10 protein-coding genes are annotated in these 15,037 nt (G+C 55.0%); 5 read left to right on the top strand and 5 right to left on the bottom strand.

From position 1 onward, the window contains the following. Positions 1-132: 132 nt before the first annotated feature. From VGH19_08250 to VGH19_08230, 5 genes are all read right to left on the bottom strand, one after another. On the bottom strand, positions 133-441 hold the full coding sequence (locus VGH19_08250; GenBank protein HEY1171342.1) for a TIR domain-containing protein: 309 nt from the start codon (positions 439-441) through the stop codon (positions 133-135). Positions 442-986: 545 nt separating this feature from the next. Beyond that, positions 987-3,755 (bottom strand): hypothetical protein, encoded by a 2,769-nt coding sequence (locus VGH19_08245; GenBank protein ID HEY1171341.1) that lies wholly within the window; start codon positions 3,753-3,755, stop codon positions 987-989. Next, positions 3,731-5,884, bottom strand: coding sequence for a VWA domain-containing protein (locus VGH19_08240; GenBank protein HEY1171340.1), 2,154 nt, complete (start codon positions 5,882-5,884; stop codon positions 3,731-3,733). The genes VGH19_08245 and VGH19_08240 overlap by 25 nt, the downstream gene beginning before the upstream one ends. Beyond that, positions 5,881-6,780: a DUF58 domain-containing protein gene (locus VGH19_08235; GenBank protein HEY1171339.1), complete on the bottom strand. Its 900-nt coding sequence runs from the start codon at positions 6,778-6,780 to the stop codon at positions 5,881-5,883. Before VGH19_08235 ends, VGH19_08240 begins: the two co-directional genes overlap by 4 nt. A gap of 104 nt (positions 6,781-6,884) precedes the next feature. Next, the gene (locus VGH19_08230; protein HEY1171338.1) at positions 6,885-7,868 is read right to left on the bottom strand and encodes a MoxR family ATPase; all 984 of its coding nucleotides are present in this window, start codon (positions 7,866-7,868) and stop codon (positions 6,885-6,887) included. Between the two features lie 516 nt (positions 7,869-8,384). Between VGH19_08230 and VGH19_08225 the strand changes: the two genes are divergently transcribed. The 5 genes from VGH19_08225 (at position 8,385) to trxA (ending at position 15,035) form a co-directional block, all read left to right on the top strand. Continuing rightward, a complete protein-coding gene (locus tag VGH19_08225) occupies positions 8,385-8,768 on the top strand; it encodes a BlaI/MecI/CopY family transcriptional regulator (protein HEY1171337.1) in 384 nt (127 codons plus the stop codon). Further along, positions 8,765-13,552 carry a M56 family metallopeptidase gene (locus VGH19_08220; protein HEY1171336.1) on the top strand — a complete coding sequence of 1,596 codons (4,788 nt, stop codon included), beginning with the start codon at positions 8,765-8,767 and terminating at the stop codon, positions 13,550-13,552. The genes VGH19_08225 and VGH19_08220 overlap by 4 nt, the downstream gene beginning before the upstream one ends. Positions 13,553-13,660: 108 nt before the next feature. After that, a complete protein-coding gene (locus VGH19_08215) occupies positions 13,661-14,275 on the top strand; it encodes a TetR/AcrR family transcriptional regulator (GenBank protein ID HEY1171335.1) in 615 nt (204 codons plus the stop codon). Positions 14,276-14,327: 52 nt separating this feature from the next. After that, positions 14,328-14,651, top strand: a complete 324-nt coding sequence (locus VGH19_08210; protein HEY1171334.1) for a hypothetical protein — start codon at positions 14,328-14,330, stop codon at positions 14,649-14,651. A gap of 48 nt (positions 14,652-14,699) precedes the next feature. Further along, the gene (trxA, locus tag VGH19_08205) at positions 14,700-15,035 is read left to right on the top strand and encodes a thioredoxin (protein HEY1171333.1); all 336 of its coding nucleotides are present in this window, start codon (positions 14,700-14,702) and stop codon (positions 15,033-15,035) included. Positions 15,036-15,037 lie beyond the last annotated feature (2 nt).

Below are 15,037 nucleotides of genomic sequence, written 5' to 3'. Positions count from 1 at the left end.
GATAGCACAGGCCCCCGTTGACCTTAAAAACAACCGCTCAACCGCTTAAATCAAAATCAAGAAAACCGCCACGCGCGTTCTTTCACGCGCCATTCATCTCCTTTTGTACGCTTGGCTCAGCTCTGTGGTTTGCTACTGATTGTGAATAAAAACTACGAGAAGGCCATTTCCTTTCTTGTAGCTTTCTTCGATTTCGTAACGAACGTAGCGCCTTTCTGCCGTTTGAGATCCAACTAAAACGACGGTAACGCCAGTGCCTTTCAATTGTCGATCAATCCAAGATTTTATCGCTGATACACCTTGTTTTTTTACTGATTCCCATGAGGCAGAATCCATAAAGGTGTTGGTTTCGCCATCATGCAGCAGCCAACTATTCCTGACTTGGCTGACTCGCCAAATATCATTTTGATAATGAAAACTGAAGAATACGCGACGTGCCATAATGAGTTCCCTTTTATGAGGCCAAATACTCCTCTGCCCCTATATCGAGTTGAATGGTAAATTGATGGCGCATCATTTCAAGTTCATTCATCTGCATTAAAACTAGGAAGGCTAAAATGGAGCGCGGCTTTTAAGCCGCTTCAATGCACGATAACTCAAGCGTCTCAAATTATTCGAGCACAGCGTCTGTAGCGTAGGCGTCCTCGCCTGCGGGTTATCGTGGCATCTTGCCACGAGTCCGTTCGGTGGACCGCGGCTGTGTTTCCTCGGTGGAAACCAGCCGCAGCGGGCAGGGTAGCTTCATAGGCTTCGAAATATTTAGAAACGTTGCCCTCGCTTCGTCCCCAAAGCGGCTGATCCTCCAAGGACATCCCGACACCGCATCGGCACAAGCCGCCGCGTTCCAAGATAAATCCGCGCCAATTCGTGAAACTTCACCCCGGCTTCTGTCGCGGTCGTGTCTTCTCCCGTCTCTGGACGTTGAAAGTTGAACGTTGGAAGTTGGACGTTTCCCCGGTCTTCAATTTTGCGCCTTTTTGCGGCCATTAAATCATCCCCGACCGTTTCCTCAACACCCACTCCAACGTCAGCAACGTCACCAGCGGGATAAACCACCACCAGCTCTGCCACAAAATCGTCTCACTCTCCACCACGCGACCTTGGCTCAGCGGACGCAACAACTCCGCCAACCGCCCCGTCTCCTCCTCGCGCAGATACACGCCGCCGGAATGAAACGCGAGCTGTTGCAACAGTTCCTCATCGCAATGCAACTGCGCCATCTCACCCGCGCCCTGCGGCTTCACCGTGAAACTGCTCCGTACCTTGATATCGCTATCCGGAAGTTCCGTCGTGCTCACCCGCACCTCGTATTCGCCTTCCTCAAGCGCCGCCGTGCGACCACGCAACACGCCGCCTGAATTCCCATCCGCACTCAACGCCACCGTCGCCACCTTGCGCCCGTCCTTGTAGAGCTGCGCCTCAGCACGTGCATCCATCTTCAAGCGACCCTGCGCATCCCGCACCCGCACGCGCAGTTCCGCCGTATCACCCGGCGCATACGTCATCGCACCCGAATCCAGCGCGATATGCTTGTCCTGAACCGGGAAGGGCGCTTCCATCACCCACTTCGCCGCCTGATTCCAAAACTTCTGGTGATGCACATCGCCCACTTCATAACGCCAGCGCCACGTCTCCTCGATGCCGTTATACAACACGCGCCCCGCACCCACGCGCCGATACACGATCGATGCCGCCTTCCGCGTCGCATCCGTCACTTCGAGGATCGTCTCCGAGCCCGGCAATGACTCACTGCCCGCCGCCCAACGCGGTGGCTGCAACGCCGCCCACAACTCGCGATTCCGCTCCGGATCACCCGCCAGACTGAACGCCCCCTCCAACGTTCCCGACGCCACAAACGTCTGCTTTAGCCCGCCACCCTCCAGCGGTGCCCCGCGCCACTCCACCGGCAACAATGTCTTCAACGGTGTGGAAATATAATCCTTCAACGGATTACGCGGCCCCTCCACGAAGATGATGCCACCACCACGCTGCTCCACGAATTCACGCATCCAATCCAGTTCATTCGGCGTGAACGTATTCTGCGGCAGATCGCCAAAGATGATGAGCTGATAGCCGAACAGCGTTTCCTTATCCGGCGGGAATTGCCCCGGCAACTTGCCGCGCACCCACTTGATCTGCTCGCCGCCCACACCCGCCAGCAGATTGTTCACATCCCACTTCTGATCGCGCTCCATCAAGTTGCGCAGATAGCGGAACTCCCAGCGCGGCCGCCCATCCATGAAGAGCACCTTCGGCCGCTCCGTGATCGCACTGAACCGCATCACACTGTTGTTATTCCCTGTATCCCGCTCATCCTTCACCGTGCTGACGCTCACGTTTAGATTCATCGGCAAGCTGCTGAACCTGATCTCCCGATCCAGCTTCTGCATCTCCGTCCCCACGATTCCCTTGATCGGAAAATCAAACGAGATGGAGCGCAAGCCACGCTGTTCTGTGATAAAATTCTTCTCCCACAACGTCGTCCCCTGATGCTCGATCTTCACCGTGAACTGCTGCCCCGGCGCCGCATCATCCTTGATCTCCACCGAGCCCTTCACCGACGCATCCTGATACACCGTCTCCGGCACCTTCACCTCCAGCACCGCCAGATCCTGCGGATGATTCGCCGAACCGATGCCCACCACGTACATTGGCGTCTTCTTCGTACCCAAAAGCTTCGCGAGCTGCACCGGCGTCGGCCCATTGTTGTGCTGACCGTCCGAGAGCACCACCACCGCCACGCGCTCGTCATCCTTGATCGTCTCCAACCGAGTGCGGATGCTGCTGTTCAGATCCGTGCTGCCAAACTTCGGCGTGAAATTCAGCGAAGTGGAGATCGCCTGTTCCGATTCCGGCCACCACAGCATCTCGCTCTTGTTCGCCCCCAAATTATGTATCTCCAAGTGATGCTGCACCGAAAGCCGCGACACCAGACTCTCGCTGCCATCCAGCAACAGCGACTCGATACGCTTGTAGCGGGGCAGGGTATCATACTTCGCCGTGGCCGCGCGTGAGGAAGCATCGCCCGTCATCTTCTCCGCATGCACGTTCAAGTTCTTCATGAATTCATTCTCCCAACGCGTCACCGGCTCTTGCAGCCGGAAGAGATCGTTCAAGAAACCGTCCACATTGTTTCCGATATCGCGCTTGCTCAGCTCTGTCGCCTGATTCAGCAATTCATTTTTGAACCGGTCGCGCATCCCGTTATCCACCTTCCAAGTCTCCGGGCGCACCGTCGCCAGACACTTCGCCGCATCCTCCAAATCCTTCAGCACGAGCTTCGCCTGTTCGCGCAAACGATCGCTTGGCCACTCCGCCTGCGTGCTCGCAATGTGCCGTTTCGCCCGCGCCAGAGATTCCGCACCATCCACCAAAACCGTGTCCAGCTTGCCCGGCGGCAACCAGCCCGCTTGTTGCGCATACAGCAGCTTGCGCGAGGCCGGCATCTGCTGATCCGTCACGCTCATGCTCTGCGAGACGTCTACGAAGAAGATCACGCGCGCCAGCTCACCGATGACCTGTCGATGATGCAGCATCGGCCCCGCCAGCATGAAAAGCAGCCAGAGAATCGCCAGCGAACGCAACGTCGGCAGCAACCAGCGTAGCGCCCCTTTGCGATGCCGCGATTCCCGCCAATACAACCACCACGCGAGTGTCGCCAGTCCGATCGACACGATAAGCGTAACCGCGAGCGACCAATCCCCATTCAGGCGTAGAACGGTTGTTTCGTTCATCGCCGCCTCCTTGTGATCCACTGTTGCAGCAGCAGTTCGCTGAAGAGCAAGGCCACGAGCAGCCACAGCAGCGGCTTCCACAATTCACTGCCGAAACGACGGCTGCGATCCAGTGCCTGAAACTCTTTGAATGACGTGATGACCTTCGCCTCAAACGGCTTCGCCACCGTCTCTCGCTCTGCTGCCGAGAGCTGTTGCAAATCGGACTCCTGCCGCGAAGTGCTCGCCACGAAATGCGTCACCTTGCCATCCGGTGCCGTGAGCAGATATTGCCCCGGTCGTTGCGTAGCCCGGAACTCTGCCAAACCACGCGTGCCCTTATCCGTCACTGCGACATCATGCTTTTGGCCCGAGGGATCCACCATCATCGCCTTCTTGCCGATGGCGGCTTTATCGAGGAATACGGCTGCGGGTTTACCTACTTCAAAATTACGCGGCGGGAAAATTGTGGAAGCGAGATAAACGACGAGCCGTTGTGACAGTGGCAGATAAAACGAGCGCACCGGCAAATTGCTCCAATCCACATCACACGGGATCGCACTCATGATGATACGGCCTTCACCCAGCTTCTTCTCCACGAGGAACGGTTCACCCGTCTCGAACCGCGCCAGCACATTCACCGTCTGCTCTTCCTTGCGCTCGGCCAGCTTGAACCACGTAAAAATTTCACCATCGGAAAGCGTGCCATTGCGCGGATCGTTGAACATCTCCATCGCCGGATGCGAATAATTCTGCGAGATGATCTTGGTCGTCTTCTTGCCGTTGCCACCCACGTTCAAGGAGGCAAGGGGCAGGGGAAGCAACTGATTGTCATTCGCCAGCACGCGATTATACCACGTCGTATCAATGCGGTCGCCGGGGAAGATGAGCAAACCACCGCCGTTGTTCACGAAATCGCGCAACCCTTTCACCCAGCGATCACTAAGCTGCCGCACATTCGCCAGCACGATCGTGCGATACTTCGGCAAATCCTCCACCTTGATGTCATTCTCGCCATCGATGACTTTTGTGGTGATCAGGTCCGTCAAATCCGCTTTCGCCTGGCCGAATGGTTGCAGCGCAATCTCCAAAAAGTCTGTTTCACCCTTCAAAGCCTCGACACTCGGCGCACCGTTGTAGAGCAGCACCGGCACCGTGTCCCATACTGGAATGGCCGCTTGAAAACTATTGTCTGCTTTCAACGTATCCGCATCCGCCACCACTTCGATGACGTGCGAGCCTGCCGTATCAAATGCATGGGTGAACAACACCTGCTGCCGTTCACCGGGCCCCAGCGAGATTTGCGAGGCCCCTTTCTCCGTGCCATCCACGCGGAAGTAAACACGCAGATCGGAATACTGCCGCTCGCCAAAGTTTCGCAGATTCGCCCGCACCTGAATAGGCTGGCGCACACCCACGATGAGCCGTGAGAAATCCAACGATTCCGCACTCACATTATCACGACCTTCCACCCCCTGATGCACGAAAGTCACTTGTGGTGGCAACGGCATAGCCTTGAGCAATTCCGATGCACGCGTGCGAGTCGGTGCATCTTCCTCCGTCCAGCTTACTTTCTGGAAATCACTCACCACCACGATCTGCCGGTAGGTGTTCTGCATCTTGCCCAGCATCGCTGCCGCTTTCTCGAAAGAAGCTGCCACATCGGCCTTGCCATATCCCGCATCCAGTTCATTCACCGCTTTGCCGAGACGTGACAGATCGAAGTTCGGGATGGCCTCCAATTCAGGATTCTCCCCCGCCATCAAAATGACTTCCACGTCAGACCCGCGCCCAAGACTCGTGATGATTTCGCTCGCCGTCGTGCGTGCTTGCACAAAATTCCCTGTGTCCTTGCCGCCGGATTCCATTGAATAACTGTTATCCAACAGCAACACCATCGAAGTCTTGGAAGAACCTGCGAGTGCCGCCAACTGGCTCAAGACCGGTCGCGCCATGCAAAAAGCGAGCACCGCCGGAATGAGGCAGCGAAGGATCAGCAACAGCAGTTGCTCGATGCGGATGCGCTTCGAGTTCTTGATGAGCGCGGCATCCATCAGATGCGTCGCGCCCCACTTCACCACGCGGAAGCGGCTGCGATGGAGCAGGTGGATGATGAGCGGGATGGAGGCCGCTGACACACCGGCGAGCAATGCGAAATTCAGGAAGCTCATGCTCGTCCCAGCCGTCGGGTCAGATATTGGGCGAGCGCCTCGGAATAAGGCTGATCGGTGATGAGACGGACGTGGTCGATGCGATGCCTACGGCAGCCATCCACCAGTTCCTTCTGGAACTTCTCCAAGTTCTCCAGATATGCCTCACGGAATTGCGCCGGTTCGACCATCCGATGCCAATCCGCCTGTTCCAGCGATTCAAAGCGTGTCCACGATTCGAACGGAAACTCCAGTTCATCGCGATCCATGATCTGGAAGAGGACGATCTCATGCTTCGCCGCGCGGAAATGCGCGAGCGCCGTGATGAGATCCTTCACTGTCGCAAAACAATCCGAGATGATGATAAGCAAACCACGCCGTTGGATGCGCGGGACAAGGCTGCGGAAGACATCGCTCAACTCCGTTTCACCCGCTGGCTTGCTCTGATCCAGTTCATCCAGCATCACGCGCAAATGCCCGACACCGGAACGCTGTGGAATGAAGCGGCGGATCTCTGTATCAAATGTGACGAGGCCCACGCTATCCCGCTGCTGCATCATCAGGTAGGAGAGGCAAGCCGCGAGGCGCGAGGCGTAGTGATGCTTTGTCACGCCGTTCTCGTTCCCGTAATTCATCGAACCGCTTTGATCCAGTAGGATGGTCGCGCGGAGATTCGTCTCCTCCTCGTATTCACGGATATAATAGCGGTCCGTCTTGCCGAAGAGTTTCCAGTCCAGCCGCCGTATCTCATCGCCCTGCACATATTGGCGATGCTGCGCGAACTCGACGCTGAAACCCTTGTGCGGTGACTTGTGCAAACCCGAGAAGAAGCCCTCCACCACCAGACGCGCCACCACTTGCAGATTGGAAATCTTCTGCAGGTCAGTGGGCGAAAGGAGATTTGCGACGTGAGCCACGTGGGAAAGAGTTATGAAGTATGAATTATGAGGTATGAAGTGAAACTCGAAGCACGTTTACGAACTCGCAAATCATACTTCATAATTCATACCTCATGCTTAGATCACAGCACCGTCTTCGCCTCACCCTTCGGTATCGCTTCGAGAATCTTACCGATGATCGTATCCACCGAGATGCCTTCGGCCTCCGCGTTGAACGTCGGCACGATACGATGACGCAGCACCGGGTAGGCCAGCGTTTGGATATCGTCGATGGTCACGTGGAAGCGCCCTTGCAAGATGGCGCGCACCTTGCCGCCCAGGATGAGCTGCTGGCACGCACGAGGACCAGGTCCCCACGCCACCAGTTCCTTGATGAAGGGCAGGGCATCGCCCTCATCCGGACGGCTGCGGCGGACGAGGTCCAATACGAAATCCGTGACATGATCCGGCACCGGCACCTTGCGCACGATCTTTTGGCACTCGATGACTTCCTCACCTGTCAGCACCGGCACGATGTCTGCTGAAAACGCACTCGTCGTGCGACGGATGATCTCACGCTCCTGTTCGCGGCTTGGATAACCGACCTTCACGTGGAACATGAAGCGATCCCGTTGCGCCTCGGGCAGGGGATACGTGCCTTCCTGTTCGACAGGATTTTGCGTGGCGAGCACGAAGAACGGTTCCTCCAGCTTGAAGGTCTGTCCACCCACCGTGACGGAATGTTCCTGCATCGCTTCCAGCAACGCCGCTTGCGTCTTTGGTGGCGAGCGGTTGATTTCGTCCGCCAGAATCATCTGCGCGAAAATCGGTCCTTTCAGGAATGTCAACCGGCGATGCCCCGTGACCGGGTCTTCTTGAATAACGTCTGTGCCTGTGATGTCCGCAGGCATCAGGTCCGGTGTGAACTGCACACGATGAAAGGAAAAATTCATCGCTTCGGACACGCTCTTCACCATGTAAGTCTTCGCCAGACCGGGCACACCCTCCAGCAAGCAATGGCTGCGTGCAAAGATGGCGATGAGCAACTGCTCGATCACGTCGTCTTGGCCCACGATCTTCTTGGCCACCTCCGTGCGGATGGCGCGCACGGCATCCGAGAGCTTCATCGCCAGCCTCGCATCCTGATGCGATACCTCCGGCGAACCGCCCGGCTTATTGATCGGATGCACGCGGATGGGTTTGTTGGATTGTGGTGCAGATGGCGTCTTGCTGAGGAAAATGGTGTCCGCCTGATCCACCGTTCTGGCTTCGGGCGAATCCGTTTTCGGAATGGTGATCGGCTTCTCACACGAAGGGCAGGAGAGGGCCGCTCCCGCAAGGGAGGATTCCACCGCCAGTTCCTGCTGGCAGACCGGGCATTTGAACACGATATCCATGCAAAACAGCTTCCCAAAAGCCCGGCGCTTTGGGTGTCTCGAGGCACACACATTGCGCCTGCGCCAAAACCGCTGCCGGGCTGATGCGCTGCACTATCCCGAAGGGGTTGCCAGAGTGTCAAGCCAGCGCGGTTGATAGTTGATGGAAAAGAAGCAGTTAAGAATTCTTCGCCGGTTGTTGAAATATTTGTTTACAAGTGTAATCCATACACTAGACTACATCTGTAATCATTAACCGCAGACGCCATGGAACTACCGCCCCGTATTTCGGACACAGAATGGGAGATCATGAAAGTCTTGTGGCAGCGCTCGCCGCTGACCGCGCATGAGATCATCGAGGCTCTCACTAGCCAAGATCCCTCCTGGCATCCGAAAACCGCCAAAACCCTCCTGAACCGGCTCGTGAAAAAGAAAGCGCTCGCCTATCAGCAAGATGGCCGCGCCTATCTCTATAGCCCACTGGTTCAGGAGGGCGATTGCGTGCGTGCCGAGGCTGAGTCCTTCCTCCAACGCGTCTTCGGCGGTTCCTTGCAACCGATGCTCGCTCATTTCGTAGAGGAGAAAAAACTCAGCCCCAAGGAACTTGCTGAGTTGAAACGGTTGCTGGACAAGAAAGGGGATGGCAAATGAGTGCCGATCTTTACCTCAAGGTCGCGCCGTTTTTGCAGAGCCTTGTTGTGCTCTCCTTGCAGGCAACGGTGCTGGTGTTATTGGTTTTGTTGGTTCAACGGATATTCCTGAGACAGCTCACGGCTAGATGGCGTTTTCTGATGTGGTGGATCGTGTTGATTTGCCTGTTGGTGCCGATACGCCCGCCCAGCAGTTTTAGCTTGGCCAACCTTTACCCGCAAATTGACCATCCAATGACCGATGGGACCGAACTTCTGGTTCTGACTGTGCCGGGAAATGAGAAGGAGTTGGAAAAGCATCTCTCTGATGTCGAAGAAACAATTATCCCACGTGATCGGTCAGAGATGACCTCGGAGCCATTGACGAGTGTTGCGCCACCAGTGGTGGTTTCCCAACCGGGTTCAATTGTTCAGGTGCGTGGTGATGCCATGACAGAAGACAAGGCGCTTCATGTCACTGTCACTGGGCCCATGGCGCTTTTGTTTTATTTTTGGATGCTTGGTGTCTGCGCTTTGGTTGGACATCTGTTATTCTTGATGGTTCGCTTTCACCGTTCTGTCTCCACCCGCTGTCAGGTAGTATCAGGCGAGGCTAAGTCAATCTTTGATGAGTGTCGGCACATCATGGATGTGCGTCGCAATGTCGAGTTGCTCGAGACGGACGCCTTGCAAAGCCCCTCAATTTACGGGCTCTTCCGCTTGCAACTCCTTTTACCGAAAGGTCTCGCTACGAGTTTCAGTGAAGCTGAACTCCGCCACATTTTCCTGCACGAGCTTGCGCATGTGAAGCGCGGCGATATGTGGCTGAACTGGCTGGTGACCGGCTTGCAAATCATCCACTGGTTCAATCCTTTCATCTGGCTCGCCTTTGCCCGTTTGCGTGCCGATCGCGAACTGGCTTGCGATGAGCTCGCCTTGATCTACAGCGGTGAGATGGAAGGTCGGAACTACGGCCAGACAATCCTCAAACTGCTTGAGAATATCAGCCAAGCCAAACCCATCCCCGGCTTGGTGGGCATTGTGGAAGACCGTCAACAGATGGCCGAACGCCTGAAGCGGATCGCCTCCTTCCGTTTGCCAACGAAATGGTCCGGTTTGGCGGCAGTGTTGCTGTTAGCTTTGGGATTAGTCGGTTTGACGGGTGCGCAGGCACCTTCGCCTGCGGTCGTGCCAGCTGCTTCAGAAGTCAAGAGCACCGGCAAAAATTTAGACACTCCATCCTTATCTACAAATCTTATGGGCAAGGTCCTGCTGCCTGATGGACAACTCGCTTCAGGTGCGAAAGTCACCACTCGCGGATTCGGTGCCGGCAACCTTTTTGATTTCCAAACTGCAGAGACGGATGGCAAGGGCAGCTTCTCTCTGCCTGATGAGAAAGGAGTTCTCTTCGTCATGGTCTCGTATCCCCAAGGCTTCGCTCAAATCAAAGTCGAAGATTTCCGCGCACAGCCCGTGATACGTTTGGAACCATGGGGACGTGTAGAGGGCACTTTGGCGGTGGAAGCAGCTTCGAGAAAAGGTGGTTACCTGAAACTGTCGCCTTTGCTGCTGGCAGTAGCGAACGGCCCGGTTCTGGTCAATGATTCCAAGTTCTATTCCGTACTGGAGAGCACAGGACGTTACACCTTTGAGAATATTCCGCCTGGTGAGTATCGTGTGTTGTGGGCGCAATCTCCTCCTCCGCATACGGTTTCACGGCCTCATATCGAGACTATCTTTTCTAATGGAGCATTGATGGGATTCGTCCGTGTCGAAGCCGGAAAAACAACAGTCATCAGTCCATTACCCCAAGGGCAAGGCCTGACTGTGAAAGCGAAACTTGTTTTGCCGGAATCGTCGGTGGGCTGGGATTGGTCCAAAGTGCAGATTTCGGGGCGTTTGATTTCGACAAGCATCCGGGAAATTTTTAAGGCAGATTCATTTGATTTCAAAAATCCCCATTGGGAATCGGAAACTTACTGGGATTCCCAGCTTAAATTCAGGGATTACAGCCAGAAGAATCGTGCCGGTGGAGAGATCATTTTCGAAAATGTCACTCCCGGTGAGTATTCTCTCTTAGTAGTTGTATTCTCGGCTGAGCGACCTGCGCAGACCGCAGCGGATGACATGATCGTGATGACTTCCATCGGCGGAGTTGAGCGGGCCGCTGTGCTTATTCCAGAAAAGAAATCTTCGGATCAAGCAGAGCATGACTTGGGAGAGTTGATACTTACCAAGCCCGCAGTGAAAACCTCCGCACCCGCCCAGTCAGAAAAAAAATCTACTTCGGATGCGTCCGCCCAGCAGCCTGCCACGAGCACGGAGGCTGCTCAGCTCCGTGTGCGAGTATTGGATAACGATTCCGGTCAACCATTGTCAGAGGCTACTGTGCGTAACGGCAGAACCGTCGCCACCACGGATAAAGACGGATATGCTTCCGTGCCCAAGCCCGCTGCTTCCAATGCTCCCTTCATGTATGAGATCAGAATCAGGCGTTCCGGCTATGCGGCGCGTGAGCTCAAGTGGTCTTCGCTTCAGCAGGACAAGCAATCTGATATCCCTGACGAATATACTACCCGATTGGACAAGGGCAGAACAATCGGTGGTCAGGTGAGGGATGAAACTGGAAAGGGCATACCCGAAGCAACGGTTGAAATATCGGGACCGTCTAGGTCTGTGATGATGGAGCGTGAAAGATTATTGGAAGGCCACGCCTTCGCCAAAGTGACCACAGATGCGCAAGGAAAATGGATCTTTAACCAGGCGCCGAAAAAATTCGAAGACCTCCAATTCTTTGTCACCCATCCTCAGTACGAAAAGCATAGCTACCGTATTGATCTGGCTAATGAGCCGACCACAGGTCCGTTGAAGTTGCGCATGGCTGACTTGGCGTCGATGAATGCGGTGATGACTTTGAAAGCAGGTATCGCGATCTCGGGTCGCGTCGTCGATGAAGCGGGAAATCCTGTGGCGGGAGTGCGGATCACCATCAACCAGCAGTGGAATGAATCCACCGGTAACATCACCAACGGTGCCGATGGCCGTTTCCATATCAGCAATGCCAGCGGCCCGAGGTTTGTGATCGATGGATTGCCACCCAAGACCATGGCGCTGACTTTGCAGGCCACGGGATATGCGTCCAAAATGGAAGCAATCCCGCTTGATCCTCCTCCTAAAGAATTTTCCATTGTCATGCTCCCGGGCAGGACTTTGCGTGGAATCGTGATGAACACGGATGGCACTACCATCACCAATGGATTTTTTGCCGTGGATTCACCAACTGGAATGGGACAAAGACCTTATTCGTTCACTACGCGCACAGACGCTGAAGGCCGGCTGGTATGGACGTCGGCGCCGGTCGAACCCATCACTGCGAGTCTTTCCGCGCCGGGTTATCTGCCGCAGCGCGTCACTAATTGGGTGGCTGATGGTGTCGAAAAGAAAGTGATCCTCACGCGGGCATCCAATGTCAGCAGTGTAAAAGTATTTAAGGGGCGTGTGTTTGATGCCGTCACCAAACAGCCGATCAAAGACTTTTACCTGCAATGGGAAGCCTTGGGTGCCAGTTCAATTCCAAACCCGACCAGATTCACATCTGAAAACTATCGGATGCCCGTGTCTTTTTCCGGGAATTCGATCAAAGCGACCTTTACGGCTTCAGGTTATCAACCGCTGATAACGACCTTCACCACCGCTCAATTGGAGAAGGACCAGGATGTGTTTTTGGAGCCGGGCAAAGATTACGAAGGCAAGGTCTTGTTGCCAGATGGCACGCCTGCGATCGGCGCTTCAGTCGTTTTTTCCACAGCACGTTTCAATGCAACTGTGGGAGACAGGCGGTTTATAACCTATAACGGGCCGAAAGCCATTGATGTCGATAATAACGGCGTGTTCAGGCACCCGCAAACAGGCGGCTGTCTTGGCATCGCTGCGGCCCATGAACAGGGCGTGGCGATGGTGTCGCCCGAAGAGTTTAAAAAGAATCCTGTCATCCGTCTGCAGCCATGGGGACGCGTCGAGGGGCAATTGCAAATCGGAGAGAAGATTGGCGCAGGCGAGGACATGTGGTTGCGCACGTTAGGGACGGGAAGCGGTAATAACTTGGAGCTCTCCGGCGCTCGATTCAGCACCAAGACAGATGCTGCTGGGCGGTTCGTTTTCGAATACGTGCCTCCCGGTGAGTACAAGATATTCCGCATCGTAAAGGCTGGGCCGGTGGTTCCGGTTGATGATTCGCTTGGACAGGCAGAACTCTTGGCGAAATCCCACGGAGGCTCATTCAGTCACGATACTGTTGTGGTAGTGGCTCCCGGCCAGAAAGTGAATGTCTCGCTGGGAGGAAAAGGTGCTTTAGTCCGTGCCAAGGTATTCATGCCGGAGAAGGCCCCGTTCGATTGGGCGGGGACGAGTCTGTTCGCCCGTTTGGAGAAATCTCCTGTGCAATGGCCATGGCAGGTGGAGAAGCGGGCTCCCAAACCTGGTGAAAACGTTCAGTATATGCGGACAGAGGCATATCGTTCGGCGGCAAAAGCACGCCAGGAATATGCCTTTTCAGTGAATGCGGATGGTTCGATCTCAGTTTACGATGTTCCACCCGGAAATTATCGTTTGGAACTCAGGGTTGAGAGAAAGCTCGACCCTAATTCCAATGTGGTTTTCCGGGGTCCGCGCATGATCGCCGGATTTACGAATGACGTAGTGGTGATCCCCGCTGGCAAGTTGACAGATTTGGGAGAGCTGATGCTGATCAAACCTGAGGTCAGGCTTCTTCCACAATCCAACTCTGAAGCAACGAATAAGAAGTGAGGTTTTGATCATGATTTGTGACAGGAGATCGGCTTATAAAATATTCGCCTAAAAGATAGTTGACTAAATAGTAAATTAAGATAGGTTGCTCTCAGAAACGGAAAACATATGGGACGCACGAGCGATGCAAAAGAGCGGTTGATGGAAGCTGTGTTGGAGCTGATTTGGAAAGGCTCCTACGGCAGCACCACCATCGACCTCATCTGTGACAAGGCGGGCGTCAAGAAGGGCAGTTTCTACTACTTCTTCGAGTCCAAGGCGGATCTGGCCTCTGCGGCCTTGCTGGCGAATTGGGAAGAGTACCGCCCTAAGATGGATGAGACGTTTTCTCCTTCCGTGGCGCCCTTGGAACGCTTGAAGAATTACTGCGATAATTCGTTCCAGAAACAGTCGGAAATGCGCTGCAGTTGCGGTTCCGTGCTGGGTTGCCCGATCTTCACGCTTGGTGCGGAGATCTGCACTCAGGACGATAAATTGCGCCTCACGGTTCAGGATGTTTTGGGCCGTTACCGCAAGTATCTTGAGAGTACCATTCGTGATGCCCAAGCCGAAGGTCTGGCGCGGGCAGGGGAACCGGCCATCATGGCGCGTATGATCTTCGCCTACATGGAAGGCGTGATGACCCAGGCGCGCATCCATAACGATCCGGCCATCTTGAAAGATCTCTATCCCGGTATGCTGGCCATCATGGGTGCGACAAACGTAGAAGTGGTGTCGGCTTAAAATTTTTTTGAACTAAAACTTTACTAAATAGTCAACTACAGGAAAGCGCGATATGAACACACAAACTCACAATCACGAAGTCAGCCAAAACTCGGTCTGCGGTCACATCGCCGCCATCGGTGCATGCCAGAAGGTGCTGAATGCCATTGAGCAGGCGCGGGAGAATTTGAAGAGCAAGTTCAACAATCTTCGCGAGGATCATGACCACATGGTGCAGCTCGCCTTGAACGAGGCAGAAGCGCTCGCGTGGGAGACCACCTATCCGCACTTGCTGTTCCCGACCTTGGCGGAAGAGAAGGTGCAAGCGGTGAACACCTGGGCCGTGCGGCAGAACGCCGTCCGCCATGGACATCGCCTCGCTGCCTTGGCCGCGTGATTCACGAACTCAAAAATTTAGAAACCGCAACCTCAACTGAAACTGAATATGAAAAATACCATTGAACTGACTGATGCGAACTTCGAGAGCGAAGTGCTGCAATCCTCCCAGCCTGTCGTCGTGGACTTTTATGCCGACTGGTGCGGCCCGTGCAAGATGCTTGCGCCCACGCTGGAAGAGATCGCCACGGAGCAGGCCGGTCGCCTGAAAGTCACGAAGCTGAACGTGGACAACTACCCGGAGATCGCCCAGCGCTACGGCGTGCAGGCCATGCCCACGCTGCTCTACTTCCGCGATGGTGAAGTGCGTGACACTACACTGGGCGCAGTAGGCAAACGCACCGTCCTCACCAAGCTCGAAGCCTTAACCACCGTGACTGCGTAAGC

It is taken from the genome of Verrucomicrobiia bacterium, assembly GCA_036405135.1.
In the GTDB taxonomy this organism is placed as follows: domain Bacteria; phylum Verrucomicrobiota; class Verrucomicrobiia; order Limisphaerales; family JAEYXS01; genus JAEYXS01.
The sequence above is the reverse complement of the archived record's forward strand: the minus strand, read 5'-3'. Positions and strand labels throughout refer to the sequence as shown.

What these genes read in the sequence shown, in the direction of transcription:
- VGH19_08250 (HEY1171342.1), bottom strand. Translation starts at nt 441, where the DNA reads ATGGCACGTCGCGTATTCTTCAGTTTTCATTATCAAAATGATATTTGG.
- VGH19_08240 (HEY1171340.1), bottom strand. Translation starts at nt 5,884, where the DNA reads ATGAGCTTCCTGAATTTCGCATTGCTCGCCGGTGTGTCAGCGGCCTCC.
- VGH19_08230 (HEY1171338.1), bottom strand. Translation starts at nt 7,868, where the DNA reads ATGAAGCTCTCGGATGCCGTGCGCGCCATCCGCACGGAGGTGGCCAAG.
- VGH19_08225 (HEY1171337.1), top strand. Translation starts at nt 8,385, where the DNA reads ATGGAACTACCGCCCCGTATTTCGGACACAGAATGGGAGATCATGAAA.
- VGH19_08220 (HEY1171336.1), top strand. Translation starts at nt 8,765, where the DNA reads ATGAGTGCCGATCTTTACCTCAAGGTCGCGCCGTTTTTGCAGAGCCTT.
- VGH19_08215 (HEY1171335.1), top strand. Translation starts at nt 13,661, where the DNA reads ATGGGACGCACGAGCGATGCAAAAGAGCGGTTGATGGAAGCTGTGTTG.
- VGH19_08210 (HEY1171334.1), top strand. Translation starts at nt 14,328, where the DNA reads ATGAACACACAAACTCACAATCACGAAGTCAGCCAAAACTCGGTCTGC.
- trxA (HEY1171333.1), top strand. Translation starts at nt 14,700, where the DNA reads ATGAAAAATACCATTGAACTGACTGATGCGAACTTCGAGAGCGAAGTG.